At 41.5% G+C, this 13,441-nt stretch carries 15 protein-coding genes; 6 read left to right on the top strand and 9 right to left on the bottom strand.

From position 1 onward, the window contains the following. Nucleotides 1-26: 26 nt before the first annotated feature. Both J0X13_RS03000 and J0X13_RS03005 read right to left on the bottom strand, forming a co-directional pair. Nucleotides 27-974, bottom strand: coding sequence for a glycosyltransferase family 2 protein (locus tag J0X13_RS03000; RefSeq protein WP_207069979.1), 948 nt, complete (start codon nucleotides 972-974; stop codon nucleotides 27-29). 42 nt (nucleotides 975-1,016) lie between these two features. After that, nucleotides 1,017-1,538 carry a DUF4199 domain-containing protein gene (locus J0X13_RS03005; protein WP_207069980.1) on the bottom strand — a complete coding sequence of 174 codons (522 nt, stop codon included), beginning with the start codon at nucleotides 1,536-1,538 and terminating at the stop codon, nucleotides 1,017-1,019. 159 nt (nucleotides 1,539-1,697) lie between these two features. On the opposite strand from J0X13_RS03005, the gene J0X13_RS03010 reads away from it, so the two are divergent. The 6 genes from J0X13_RS03010 to J0X13_RS03035 all read left to right on the top strand — a co-directional run bounded on the left by J0X13_RS03010 (nucleotide 1,698) and on the right by J0X13_RS03035 (nucleotide 7,738). Further along, entirely contained in the window at nucleotides 1,698-1,970 is a 273-nt protein-coding gene (locus J0X13_RS03010; RefSeq protein ID WP_127137783.1) for a type B 50S ribosomal protein L31, read from the top strand. 84 nt (nucleotides 1,971-2,054) lie between these two features. Then, nucleotides 2,055-3,233: a GlmU family protein gene (locus J0X13_RS03015; RefSeq protein ID WP_207069981.1), complete on the top strand. Its 1,179-nt coding sequence runs from the start codon at nucleotides 2,055-2,057 to the stop codon at nucleotides 3,231-3,233. Between the two features lie 193 nt (nucleotides 3,234-3,426). Further along, nucleotides 3,427-4,008 carry a hypothetical protein gene (locus J0X13_RS03020; RefSeq protein ID WP_207069982.1) on the top strand — a complete coding sequence of 194 codons (582 nt, stop codon included), beginning with the start codon at nucleotides 3,427-3,429 and terminating at the stop codon, nucleotides 4,006-4,008. Between the two features lie 43 nt (nucleotides 4,009-4,051). Continuing rightward, on the top strand, nucleotides 4,052-5,113 hold the full coding sequence (locus J0X13_RS03025; protein ID WP_207069983.1) for a sensor histidine kinase: 1,062 nt from the start codon (nucleotides 4,052-4,054) through the stop codon (nucleotides 5,111-5,113). 5 nt (nucleotides 5,114-5,118) lie between these two features. Beyond that, nucleotides 5,119-5,835 carry a LytR/AlgR family response regulator transcription factor gene (locus tag J0X13_RS03030; RefSeq protein WP_242535603.1) on the top strand — a complete coding sequence of 239 codons (717 nt, stop codon included), beginning with the start codon at nucleotides 5,119-5,121 and terminating at the stop codon, nucleotides 5,833-5,835. Between the two features lie 88 nt (nucleotides 5,836-5,923). After that, nucleotides 5,924-7,738: a CocE/NonD family hydrolase gene (locus tag J0X13_RS03035; RefSeq protein ID WP_207069985.1), complete on the top strand. Its 1,815-nt coding sequence runs from the start codon at nucleotides 5,924-5,926 to the stop codon at nucleotides 7,736-7,738. Nucleotides 7,739-7,765: 27 nt separating this feature from the next. On the opposite strand, the gene J0X13_RS03040 is transcribed toward J0X13_RS03035, so the two are convergent. The 7 genes from J0X13_RS03040 to J0X13_RS03070 form a co-directional block, all read right to left on the bottom strand. Beyond that, nucleotides 7,766-8,581, bottom strand: a complete 816-nt coding sequence (locus tag J0X13_RS03040; RefSeq protein ID WP_207069986.1) for a hypothetical protein — start codon at nucleotides 8,579-8,581, stop codon at nucleotides 7,766-7,768. Between the two features lie 111 nt (nucleotides 8,582-8,692). Continuing rightward, nucleotides 8,693-9,118 (bottom strand): sulfur reduction protein DsrE, encoded by a 426-nt coding sequence (locus tag J0X13_RS03045; RefSeq protein ID WP_207069987.1) that lies wholly within the window; start codon nucleotides 9,116-9,118, stop codon nucleotides 8,693-8,695. Between the two features lies 1 nt (nucleotide 9,119). Further along, nucleotides 9,120-9,518 carry a DoxX family protein gene (locus J0X13_RS03050; RefSeq protein ID WP_207069988.1) on the bottom strand — a complete coding sequence of 133 codons (399 nt, stop codon included), beginning with the start codon at nucleotides 9,516-9,518 and terminating at the stop codon, nucleotides 9,120-9,122. A gap of 9 nt (nucleotides 9,519-9,527) precedes the next feature. Continuing rightward, nucleotides 9,528-11,156 (bottom strand): bifunctional metallophosphatase/5'-nucleotidase, encoded by a 1,629-nt coding sequence (locus J0X13_RS03055; RefSeq protein WP_207069989.1) that lies wholly within the window; start codon nucleotides 11,154-11,156, stop codon nucleotides 9,528-9,530. Between the two features lie 67 nt (nucleotides 11,157-11,223). Beyond that, nucleotides 11,224-11,601, bottom strand: a complete 378-nt coding sequence (locus J0X13_RS03060) for a hypothetical protein (RefSeq protein ID WP_207069990.1) — start codon at nucleotides 11,599-11,601, stop codon at nucleotides 11,224-11,226. A gap of 110 nt (nucleotides 11,602-11,711) precedes the next feature. Continuing rightward, nucleotides 11,712-12,443, bottom strand: a complete 732-nt coding sequence (locus J0X13_RS03065; RefSeq protein WP_207069991.1) for a DUF6090 family protein — start codon at nucleotides 12,441-12,443, stop codon at nucleotides 11,712-11,714. A 93-nt stretch (nucleotides 12,444-12,536) separates the two neighbouring features. Beyond that, nucleotides 12,537-13,400: a polysaccharide deacetylase family protein gene (locus tag J0X13_RS03070; protein ID WP_207069992.1), complete on the bottom strand. Its 864-nt coding sequence runs from the start codon at nucleotides 13,398-13,400 to the stop codon at nucleotides 12,537-12,539. Between the last annotated feature and the right edge of the window lie 41 nt (nucleotides 13,401-13,441).

A 13,441-nucleotide genomic window follows, 5' to 3' on the forward strand; every position in this document is an offset into this window, starting at 1 on the left:
CAAAGTTTGTAGGGTTTAAGAATGGCCTAGAGGTTAATTTTGTCGGAGATATTGTATCGTGTGTCGTTTTTTCTAGATCGTACCATAATCTCTCCAATAAAGCCTGCCAAAAACAATTGCGTTCCTATAATCATGGCAGTCAGTGCTATATAAAATTGAGGTCGCTGTGTAATCAGTCTCCCGGTTGGGTTTAAAAATAGTTTGTCGATTCCTAAATAAAGCGAAAACCCAAAGCCAACAAAGAACATGAGTACGCCCCACGCTCCAAACAAATGCATGGGCCTGCGTCCAAATTTGGAGACAAACCAAATGGTGATCAAATCCAAGAATCCATTGATAAAGCGTTCTGCGCCGAATTTGGTGGAACCATATTTCCGGGCCTGGTGCTGGACCACTTTTTCTGTAATATCTGAAAACCCGGCATTTTTGGCCAAAACAGGGATATATCGGTGCATTTCCCCAGAAACTTCAATGGTTTTTACCACTTTTTGATTGAAGGCCTTGAGGCCACAGTTAAAGTCGTGGAGTTTTACCCCGGAGGTTTTACGTGCTGCCCAATTGAATAGTTTGGAAGGTATGTTTTTGGTGATGACAGAGTCGTACCGCTTCTTTTTCCAGCCCGATACCACATGATGTCCCTCTTGGGTAATCATCCGGTACATTTCTGGGATTTCTTCGGGATTGTCCTGTAAGTCGGCGTCCATGGTAATGACCACCTCGCCTTCTGCAGCCTTAAAACCTGCATGAAGAGCCTGCGATTTGCCAAAATTCTTAAGGAATCGGATCGCTTTTACGTTTTCATCAGCTTTGGAAAGTTCTGAAATAATCTCCCAAGACCCATCGGTGCTACCATCATCGATAAAGATGACTTCATAAGAAAAATGATTGGATTGCATTACTTGTACAATCCAATCATGTAGTTCTTTTAGAGACTCACGCTCGTTAAGTAAAGGAATTACAATGGAAATCTGCATTGTTCGATTCTGGAATTCCCTTCAAAAGTAGCATTTTTTGTTTTAGTAATCCGCTTTGGACTTTTTCAAGATCAAGCCTGTGATCAGACCTATGATCAGACCCAGCACGGAGTTCATGATCAAGAGAACGGGATACTGGATCCAAGCAAAGCTTTTCTGCATTTCAACGCCTTGTTCCCATTGTTCTTCCGTCATGTTGGGGTTTTGGGCCATTGCTTTTGGTTTGGCAAGTTCCATGGCCTTGTCCATAAAGTCGGGTTCAATAAAATTGGTCAGTATAAACTGATAGATTAAAGAAATTATGGCACCTACCAAGGCAACCCCCACAGCGACTTTTAAAGCTTCGGAAATGGATAAATAACCACCATTGGCTTTTTTAAAGGCCTTGACCGCCAAAAAAATGATTGCCGCCAAGATTACAATAGAAATTACGATTACGGCAGTGCTTGTCTCGTAGTGCATTTTCTGGGTGTAGAGCATAACTCCGAACACTACAGCAATAAGACCTGATAACAGCCCGTAGTTGAGTGCGAATTTTCCAGTTTTTGGTTTTTGTTCTTCCATGATTTTTAAATTAGTGTTGCTTATAGAAGGTTAGTTATTGAATGCTTAAATTTGTTACATATAAATTTAACTTTATTTTTTTAGTAATTTTAAGTTGGAGGTGTCAAAGAAATCATTAAATTTGCACCCTGAAAATTCTGAGATTAAGCATTTAAGACGATGAGAAAAGGTATACACCCAGAAAACTATAGATTGGTTGCTTTTAAAGACATGTCCAACGATGACGTGTTCATTACAAAGTCCACTGCTGAAGCGAAAGAGACCATCACTGTTGATGGTGTTGAATACCCTTTGGTAAAATTGGAAATTTCAAGAACTTCTCACCCCTACTATACTGGTAAGACCAAATTGGTGGATACCGCTGGTAGAATCGACAAGTTCAAGAACAAATACAAGAAATTTAAAAAGGAAGATAAGAAGGAGGCCGAGTAGGTCGTACTTTTTAACGAAATATAGGAACGCTCTCGATACTTTTCGAGGGCGTTTTTTTATTTTTACCGTATGCAAAGCTGAGCTATGAACTATATCCTTTCCGACGGTAACCACCGAGAAGATTTGTTTCCCTTTACTTTCACAAGACCCGTATCCGAGATTCGGGTGGGTATTATGACCATTGGCGAAAAATGGGAAAAATGGTTGAATGCTTCTGTGAGCTATCAAACAGAGGAATACCTTTCCGAAAAATTTCCATTGAAGGTTGCGAACGAAAACACCGTGATCAATGGTAGTTATTTGCCCAATGAAAAGTTGGTGGATGCCATCAATAATTTAAAGATGGGTGAAGCTTTGATAGGGAACGATAGTTATATCGCTTACGTTACAGAAAACCTGGAAACGGGCTTTGAAGAATCAGCATATACCGCTATTCCTTTTGATGATGAGGTTTTGACCATCAAAAACACTTGGGATATCTTCTCCAATAACGCAGCTGCCCTTCAAGCTGATTTTGATGTTCTGACCGAAGGCCGAACAAGCCAGCCCATACCCGATACCAATCAGGTGAAGAATCCCGAAAATATTTTTATCGAGGAAGGTGCCACAGTGGAGTTTTGCATTTTAAATGCTTCTACCGGCCCTATTTATATTGGTAAAAATGCCTTGATGATGGAAGGTTGTATGGTTCGTGGAGGACTTGCTCTTTGCGAAAATGCCATTTTAAAAATGGGCGCTAAAATATATGGTGCGGTAACCGCTGGACCAGGTTGCAAATTGGGTGGTGAGGTCAACAATGCGGTACTTTTTGCCAACTCCAATAAAGGCCATGATGGTTTCCTCGGGAACTCGGTACTTGGGGAATGGTGCAATATCGGTGCGGACACCAACACCTCCAATTTGAAAAACAACTATGCGCCCGTACGCTTGTGGAACTACAAAACCGAAGGTTTTGCCAAAACAGGTCTGCAGTTTTGTGGGCTGATGATGGGCGATCATAGCAAGTGTGGTATCAACGTCATGTTCAACACAGGGACCGTTGTTGGTGTGAGTGCCAATATTTTTGGTAGCGGATTTCCACGAAATTTTATTCCCAGTTTTAGTTGGGGCGGCGCTACGGCAGGTTATACCATATTTAGGACCAACAAGGCTTTTGAAGTGGCCGAAGCCATGATGAAACGCCGTAATATGGATTTCAACGATATGGAAGCCAAAATTTTGGAGCACGTGTTCGAGTTCACACAAAAGTGGCGTAACTACTAACGGTTTTGTAGTTTGGCCCATTTCTGCATCAATACGTATTTTTAAAGTACATCCCCTCTATTTTTTTACGCCCAACTCGGGTTTTGTGCGTTCATGTACTTTCTCTTCCCCATATTGGATGTTTTTCATTGCTTTGTACGAGTTGTTCATACAGGATATGAACATATTATTCATCAATCAAAAAACAACAGCAATGACAAAACAAGTACTATTTTACCTTATACTACCACTGATCTTCAGTAATTGTGCACTAACAAAAACCCAACAACCAACGTTAAATGATTACAGCATTGGAGAAAAATGGATTTGGAAATGGGAACGTGCAGTGGACGGAGAGGTTCGTGCACAAGGTGAAGACATCCAGGAGGTAGTGTACTACAATGGAACTTTAGGGCTTTGGAACGGTGTTGATACCGTTCAAATTTCGAAAACCAGAAATCAAAACCAGAGCAGCACCCCGTTTCGTAATTGGCCTTTGCAGGTAGGAAAAAAATGGAAATACGAGTCAGAATGGGAAAATAATGAAGGTACCACTGGAAAAACCAGTCAAGATGCTGAAATTGTTTCATTTGAAGATTTAAATGTGGAAGCCGGAACATTCAAGGCGTATAAAATAGAATACAAAGGAATTGTAACCAATTCTAGAGGTTTTAAAGGGGAAATGACGGATATTTGGTGGTATTCCCCGGAGTTAAAGACATATATCAAGCATGTAAACAAAGATGGTTATGGGGTGTATGTAAATGAGTTGACCAATTATTCAAAATCAGAGTAACAACAACCATACACGATAAGAGACCCGAAAAATGAATGGTTCAATGCCCAACAAAAAGACAAATACAGGACTATCTCTCTATTGGAAATGCCAATTTATTGGCTGGGGTGTTGTTTCCCTTTTGTGGCTATATATTGCGCTGGTACGGGATCAATTTACCATTACTCAAGCTTTAATCAATTATATTTTGGATGTTGCCATTTGTATTGGCCTCACCCATGCTTACAGGAGCATAGCTTTAAAAGCTGATTGGAACCAGTTGGGGATAAAGGGATTGATCAAGAAGGTTGTTCCCTCTATTTTGGTGTTGGCCGTATTGTTCATGTTGATAATGAATTTAAAGACGTCCGCATACATTTATTTGGTCAGTGATACCGATACCTTTCTGGAGAATTTGTCGGTTTGGAACCCAGTCCTGATTACGGGCCTGAGGCATATGGCCATTTGGGTGCTTGCTTATCATGCTTACCATTTTTATATGAGGGAAGTAAATACGGCGAAGGCAAATGCCCAACTTTCGGTAGTTGCAAAGCAATCGCAGTTGGACAACCTTTCCGCGCAGTTAAATCCTCACTTTTTGTTCAATTCGCTCAATTCCATTAAATCTTTGGTCATTGAAAGCCCCAAAAGTGCTCGACGGGCCATTGATTTATTGTCCGATCTGCTACGTTCATCTCTTTACGAAAAGGAGCACGTGTCCATTTCCATTGCAGAAGAACTGTCATTGGTGAAAGATTATGTGGAACTGGAACAATTGCGATTTGAGGAACGGTTGTATGTAAATTTTGATATTGACCAGAACCTGGAAAATTTCAAAATCCCCCCATTGAGCATTCAACTTTTGGTAGAGAACGCCATTAAGCATGGAGTGGATAAACAACTTGAAGGGGGCACGGTCGATATTGTAATCAAAAAGCAGGATGATTTTGTGGAAATCACCATTAAAAACCCGGGAACACTCTCCAATAATGGTCAAAAAGGCTTGGGCCTGAAAAATCTTAAAGAACGCCTTTTGTTGCAATATGAAAGTATGGCAAATTTCAGTATCGAATCACCAATGGCGAATAGTGTGGTGGCAACCTTGAAGATTCCAATAGAAAAATGATGAACATGTATACAACTTTGATCATAGATGATGAGCGTTTGGCCCGTGAAGAGGTTCGGAGAGCCCTTGAAAGTTATCCCGAATTTAAAATTGTGGGTGAAGCGAACAATGCAGCAATAGCTGTTGACCTCATTGAACAAGAACATCCAGACATCATTTTTTTGGATATCCATATGCCGGAGAAATCAGGTTTTGACATGTTGGAGGAGCTGGGAACCGTTCCCGAGGTGGTTTTTACCACAGCCTATGATCAATATGCAGTCCAAGCCTTTGAAGTAAACGCCCTGGATTACTTGGTAAAACCTCTTAGGGAGGAGCGCTTTGCCAAAACCATCGAAAAGGTAAAGCAAGAATTGCAAAAGAAGGAAGCAGAGAAAAAAGCACCCTTGGGAAGCCATCAGAAAATCTTTATCAAGGATGGAGAAAAGGTATATTTCATTCCGTTGGCAGAAATCAGATCAATTGAATCCATGGATAATTATGTACGCTTATATTTTGGGAATGAAAAGGCCATGGTAAAACGTTCCCTGAACCAATTGGAGGAAAAACTGGACCCGAATACTTTTTTTAGGGCCAACAGGAGCCAAATCATCAATACGGAATACATCAAGGAAATTCATCCGTATTTCAATAACAAATTACAGTTGGTATTGACAACGGGAGAAAAGGTGGGTCTCTCGAGCAGGCAATCCGTAAAGTTTAAAAAACGGAACAGTTTGTAAAATCCATACATCGATTAAATCAAAACAACGAATAGTAAAAGTATAAAGCTTAATGGGCGGGTTATGCCCGAAATCAAAGTCAATCAAAATGAAAAATTCAATCACTAAATCACTTTTTATCGCAATCATTATTCTTGGTTTTTTGACCTCGTGTGAGCAGAAAGGGACGGTTCAGGCTCCAAGGTGTGTTGAAGAAAACGGTACCACATATCTAATTCAGGATAGTATTTTGATTTCAACAGCTGACGGCGCAAAAATCCATGCGATCGTAGTTAGAAACGCCGAAACTTCGGAACCTCTTCCCACAGTACTCTTCCACACCATATATGCACGTAAAAATGATTTAAAAAGAGCCAAAATGGCTGTGGACCACGGGTATGTAGGAGTGGTTTCGTACACTCGAGGCAAGGGATTGAGCCCTGATTCCATTATACCCTACAAATATGAGTCGAACGACACCTATGAGGTAATCGATTGGATCAGTAAACAAGATTGGAGCAACAAGAAAGTGGGTATGTACGGAGGCAGTTATGTAGGGTTTACTCAATGGGCCGCTGTAAAACACAAGGTACATCCTGCATTGAAAACAATTGTGCCCTCCGTTTCGGCCGCCCCGGGTATTGCTGAACCTATGGAAAATGGGGTTTACTTTAATTTTCATTACCCTTGGCACCACTATGTCTCCAATAACAAGTATTTGGACACCACTTTATATTTCAACGGAAAACGCTGGCGAGACCTGAATATGGAATGGTATGAAAAAGGAGTGGCCTATAATAGGATGGACAGTTTGGACGGATTGCCGAATCCGCAGTTCCGTGAGCGATTATTGCACCCTACATATGATGCTTATTGGCAAAACATGATGCCCTACAAAGATGAGTTTGTCCATATTGATATTCCCGTGTTGGCAACGACCGGCTATTTTGATGGAGGACAAGTTGGAACGCAGTATTATTTAAAGGAACATACCAAATACAATAAAAACGCTGAGCATTATTTGGTTATCGGGCCATACACCCATTTTGGCGCCCAAGAAAAGCCCGATACTCACATTTTCGGTTACGATATTGACCCTGTGGCACAAATAGATATCACGGAGTTGATCTTTGATTGGTTTGATTATGTATTGAAAGGAAGGGCTAAACCAGCATTATTAAAGAACAAGGTCAATTACCAAGTGATGGGAGCTAACAAATGGGAGCACGCCTCATCATTGGGGGAAATGGCGAATGACACACTCATATATTATTTGAGCAACAAGCGTTCTGGAGTGGCTTTTGCCTCTTTGTTTAGTACGGGAAACAATGGAGAGGATATTCATTATACCCTTACCGAACAGTCCGTAGATTCCAATAGTTATTTGGAGCAGACCATCGATTTTTTGGACCGAAGCAACCTCGCGTGGAATTCAAGTGGTTGGAGAAACATTATTGCTGATAGCCTCATGGTTGGACAAGGTTTTTCCTTTGTAACTGAACCTTTTGATTCCGAATTTGAATTGAATGGTTCATTTGGTGGAGAAATCTCGGTATCCATCAATAAAAAGGATTTTGATTATAAAGTAATGTTGTTTGAGCAGACACTTGATGGCCAATTTTTTGCTTTGACACTGCCTTATGTGGGCAGGGCAAGTTATGTGCGGGACAGTGAGCACCGACAATTGTTAACACCCAATGAAAAGGTCAAAATTCCATTTGGCATTGTTCGGATGACCAGTAAAAAGATAAATAAAGGAAGTCGACTGGTAATAGTGATCAATGGAATTAAAGACCCATTTTCTGAAGTTAATCATGGTACAGGTAAAAATGTCAGTGAGGAAACCATCAAAGATGCCCAAGAGCCCTTGGTTATTAAATGGTTTGGGGACAGCTATTTGAAGATTCCAGTAAAACGAAATTAAAATTTTGATAGGCATTTTAGTGTTACCCTAAACCTTTTCCGCAGTAAGGGTGATATCCGGTTCTGTGAGGGTCAAAGATTTTACACGTCCTTTTTGTATGTTGAATGAGATGGTCACCGAAGGTGTGCCATTATAAGTGAAAAGATTATCCCCAATTTTGTACAAAGCACCTCCAAATCCACCAATAGGACCTAGTGACAACAGTTTTCTCATATTTACATCTATGGTGAATCCTTCTTTGTCCCCGTTCCCATATTTGTAGTCCCCTAGGTACTTTTTCTGTTCTTCTGGGCTTACATCTATATAATCTGTGCCACTGGCGTTGCCCAAACCGGATAAGTAATCGACGGTCTGCTCCAGAGATTCAATTTCCTGCTTGGTCATGTTGTCCTTTGTACGCTCGCCGGCATAGGCATGGTCCAACAAACTAATTCCATGGGGTCCTGTGGTTTCCTGTATTCCGGGTGTTGCTTCAATGACTGATTTTACCGCATTAAAATGGCCCAACATCGCAAAAGTGAAAAGGGTAGGGCGAGCGCCTTTGCTCATCAAATACAGGGCGATATCTCTTCTACCTACATGGGATGCAGCTCCAATGGCCGATTCAAAATCACCAAAACGCCACTCCCATACCGACCTTGACAGTTCAGGTCTTTTATCGACCAAGGATTTTACCCCATCCAGATCAAAATGGGATTTCCCTACGACATCCTCAATGATTTCAGGAGGTATATTGGGGAAGTGTTTGGGCACATTAACGGTATCAGGGTCATTGGTATTACCCGCGGCCCATGTTACAGTCGGAATTGACAATCCCAGCATGGTCAATGCAGATTTTTTCAAAACTGTTCTCCGATTGACTCTATTTGTTATGGTACCCATTTCCTTAAAAGTACCAAAAAAGAAAAAGGGACGATGTTTCCATCGCCCCTTTTAACAACAAAACCTGGTTTTTTACAACGTAATGCTCAAAAAACCATCTTTTTGAAGGTTAAAATTATACAGAATGCCATTGTCCACTACCCCCATTTCCTTGGGTAGTTTTGTAGCATCCACTCCAAATTTTTTAAGGGAAAAACCACACCCCAACAGTTTTATCTTTTCACTTTTTGCCATATCCAAAAACGGTTGCATTTGTTCTATGTCCGTAAGACCTTTTACGGTCTCTCCGCAGATGACTACGTGAAACTCCCCGAACTTGGCACCATCACTGGCGGCTAGTTCATCAGCGGCTGATAAAATCGCCTTTAATTGCGGGATTTTTCGTGTAAGCACAATATAGTTGTTCTGTTCTTTGTTGTATGTTGTTTGTGCACTGACTGCCGTAAGCCCTCCAAACAGGATGATGGCCATTACGGCCAGAGTGATTAATTGTTTCATTTTATTGCTTTTTAAGTTTTGGATTCAGTACAAAAAATAGGAGTCCGCCCAAAATGGCGATGTTCTTGAACAAGGGTCCTACAGTGGACATTTGTCCCACTTGAATGGTCAAGGTGATGGGAATCAGCATAATGATCAATAAAATGGCCGCCCATTTGGTGCGAAAGCCTACAGCCAAGGCAATACCGGCTAACAGCATCACCACTCCAGAGACAATTACTGAGATTTGCGGTGAACCCAACAAGTTTCCAAGAACGCCAAACTTGGCATTTTCGATTCTAGCCACTGCTTTATCTGTATTGATCAAATGGTTTAAACTGGCTACAATGAAAATCAAACTTACCAAAACCCGTAGCACCGAAATTGAGCTGCGACTGACTTCAATAGTATTGTTTTGCATGACCCTGTTTTAATGGAATTGATAATCGGTTCCCGGTAATTGGGACAATACATTTGGACCTAAATCCAACGCTTTGGCCCTTCCATCCAAACTTGGTGCAATGGTGCCTTTTTCTTTGAGGTATTCCTCAATGACATCATGGATCGTATAGTCCATCACCTCGGTTTCAACTGTATTGGGCATACGGCAGAGCGTAGGTAAGGGTTCACCTTCTCTACGACATGCGGACATGGTGTACAGTTTATCGTCCTGAATGGGCTCTCCTCCAATTTTTATGGAGGCTACGCGCTCTCCTTTGGGCTTATTGGCATAAAAGGTAAGTTCCATGCCCGAAAAACGTACCAACCAGCCACCAAAGCGTTCTGTGGGGTTTTGAGCGAATACATTGTGCAGTTCTTTTTCCAACCAATCTTTGATTTGTTGACCGCTGGCCTTTCCGATTTTCACTTTTTCATTTACGGGGAGCATGCTCCATAGGTCTGCCTTGGTAATGGGAGATTTCCCGCCTTCTTCAACCGAAATTGGCGTACTGAACCGGAATCCGTTGGAAATGGAAACATCTACGCCTGTTTTCCATCGGGCAGCATCTGTGATAAAATTGTCCATGGGATTTTCCACCACAAAATAGCGGTAGAGCGGAACACTCGTATATCCTAAAACCTCATTGGCTTCCTCTTGGTACGGAGCGGTGGCTGTTTCAATGATTTGGGCCACTTTTTCGTCTGCAGCGTATTTTTTGGGGTCCACTTCCAAAAGATCATAAGCTTCACTGACTACTTCACCATCTTTTACCGTTAAGGTAAGCTTGCCCACAAAAGAGGCAAAAGCCCCTGGCTCGGTAACCTTGGTGTATTTGGCCTGTAAAGGTTTACGAATGCGTTCATGGGTGTCGTTCCCGAGCAGGTAGTCTACCCGCTCCAAAGCGGGGTTGTTGGCCAAATCGTATTGTTTACTGATGCCGATATGTGTCACCAAAAACAACACATCCACATTTTGATTATCCTTGAGTTCGGTAATCAGGGCTTCCAAATTTGCATCGATAGGGTCAAAACGGATGCCTTCGCTGAAGGATGGGTTCTGACGCACCGGAATTTCGGGGTCGTTATAAGAAATAAACCCGAGTTTTACACCTTTCAGTTCTTTTACAAAATACTGGGGAAATAAGGATTCTCCCGTGGTCTCGTGGTACATATTGGCGGAAATCACAGGGGTGTCGTACTGAGTAAGCACGTCCATCATGGTTTGTTTGCCATAGACCACCTCCCAGTTACCGGGAATTAGAAAGTCGTAACCCATTTGTTGAATAATGGGGGAAAAGACTTTCCCTTCTGATAGGGCGGCATACGCGCTTCCTTGGATGAGGTCGCCACCATCCAAAATTAGAGTGCCTTCGGGATTTTTACTACGCTCGTCCTCAAAAAGGGTTTTTACATGGGCCAATCCGCCCAATTTCCTAAAGGTGATCTGTTCGTCTTCCCAAAACAGTTCGTCGTGGGGGAACAGTTGACCGTGAATATCAGCGGTCTGTAATATGGTTATAGTTTGTTCGGAGTCTTGTACAGGAGTTTTACCATCCTTGCAAGCGGATAGGGTTCCAATGAGCAGGGCGATAAGGCCCCAATGTTTTACTGATTGCATGTGTTGTTTTTTATAATTCTACTTAAGATGAGGGGGTAGGCAATGCCTAATGCGAAAAAATTACTATTTATGAATAGACCTTGAACTGCCTATATAAAATATAAAGGGGAACTACCGAAGCTACTTTATGCTGTTGGGTAGCAAAAAAGTTGTTTTCGCTGTTTAATGTAGTATCAAATGGATCTATGGATACGCCACGTAAAAGTACTGTGACCAGGCCTTGTGCATCTGTAGGTGAGCCCTCGGTGAGTTGAATGGCCTCGTAGGAAGCACAGGACTCGACCGACACGGTGGTTTTGAGTTTGTTGGATACCTCTGATTTTTCCAAACCTAGCGAGCGTTCCAAGGAATTACGAACTTTGCAGGGCGCCACCAATAACAGACCTGCCAACAAAGCGATGGACAGGATGCGAATCTCAAATGTGGTGTTGTGGACGGGCTGCATACTTCAAAATAAACATTAATCAAGCAAAAAAGGTGTAACTAAAGTTACATAAACAGTAAATGGGTTGTATAGTTGGCCCTGTGCTATCGCCACTATTTTGTTTGAATCACTTAATTTAAGTTGTCTATTTCCAATTTTAATTCTTTTGATAATCGGTTAACACGCTCCATAAAATAGACAAAGCCTCTCCAATGAATTGTCATTCTCGAAAACGTATTTATAAAAACGTTGTCCTCACACAAATCGCTAAATTGATAGTTAAAGGTGATGTCTAAAGTTTCAGGGTTTGTATGTGCTCTAATTTTGGTATTGTATACTCCAAATTGGCTTTCAATATCTTGACTTAATTTATCATAGATAGACTCAACTTGTCTAAGGTAATTGTAATATTCGGCCAATTTGTTTCTTACTTCAATATCATCAATAAGATATAGATCCCCACTTGCTTTCATTTCTTCGTAAGTGAGCATCGTTGGAAGTTGATACGTTGTTCTTGGAAACCATAAAAAAGCATAATCCACTGTTTCTTTTTCCTCTGCACTCAATTCAGTTCCTCGTTCTAAGAGTTTTTGAGTATCTGTTACGGATTTCAAAATGGATTTATTGAGCTTAACTAGATTCTCGCTTGTTTTTACGGACCTTTCTAAATCTTCAGAAATCCTATCAATATAGTTAGAGGCTCTAACGACATCTTTTCTTTTTTCATTCCAATTGTTTATCTGTAATGCTATAAGAATGCCAATAACCACTAGAATAATCTCCCCAATGGCATAAAGCAGGTATTTATTGAATTTGTTTTCAGAAAGTAAACGTTGCCTAATGGTGCGGAAGAATTTTAACACGGGTGGTTGGTTTCCCTAAAGATATGATTTTAATGTATTTAGATGTGGTAAATTGTATAAATGGTTCTTTAATTTATTCGGAATGCCAGTGGATTATTTTAAAATATTTCTTATCGCTCCCCAGGTTACCAGTTGAATTTGCTGTTTTTCAAGGATTTCCATCGTTTTTTCACTGGTAAAAAAATCAAAGTCCTGCTGCCGCCATGCGGCCCCAAAATTGGGATGGTTGATGGTTACGCCCTGCATTTCGTGCTCATCAAAAGCGGGATGGATCAAAATGAGGTTTGCACCAGGGGTCAAGTTTTCCAAGATGGATTGATAGTAGGTCGCCAAGCCCTCCTTTTCAAAATAAGGGAACTCGCCAACGTAGGTACGGTCGATTACAAAATCCCCTTCTTTGATGTGGGCTTTTGGGTCCAGACCAACCATTTGCATCAATTGCTCGTTCACCAAAATGGGAAGTTGGTATTGCTTGCCCAATTTTTGATAAATTTTAAAGAACTCGGGGTGCGACCCTACGCTGTACATGTGCGAGTCCATGTGGGTAGGGGCAAGGCCATAACCAAGGGCTTTTTCTATTTGTGCCCGGAGTTCCTTTTCCACATCTTCGGGAGTTGCATTTTTGCACAGTTGCTCCCTTTTTTTAAAGAAATGTCCATGTTCATCCACCAAACTGGGTACTTCGGAAATGGGCAAAACGGGTCCAAAACGGTAATTTTCCCATTCGCAGGTCAGGGTCAAATGAATCCCAAGATCGTATTGTGGATTGTTTTTAGCGATCACCGCCATTTCGTGAAACCACGGACAGGGCAACATAATGCTGTAGGAATTCACGATGCCTTTTTCCAGTGCCTGAATTGTGGCCATATTCTCGGAGTGGGAAAGTCCTGCATCGTCCGCATGGATGATCAATAATTTGGTGTTTTTGTCAAATCCCAATCGTTGCGCTGTGTTCATTCGCTATCCTGTTTTAGGGTTGAATCGTGGTTACGGTGATG

Origin of the sequence: [Muricauda] lutisoli (nom. illeg.), from assembly GCF_017313105.1 — a bacterium.
GTDB classification, from domain to species: Bacteria; Bacteroidota; Bacteroidia; order Flavobacteriales; family Flavobacteriaceae; genus Flagellimonas; species Flagellimonas lutisoli.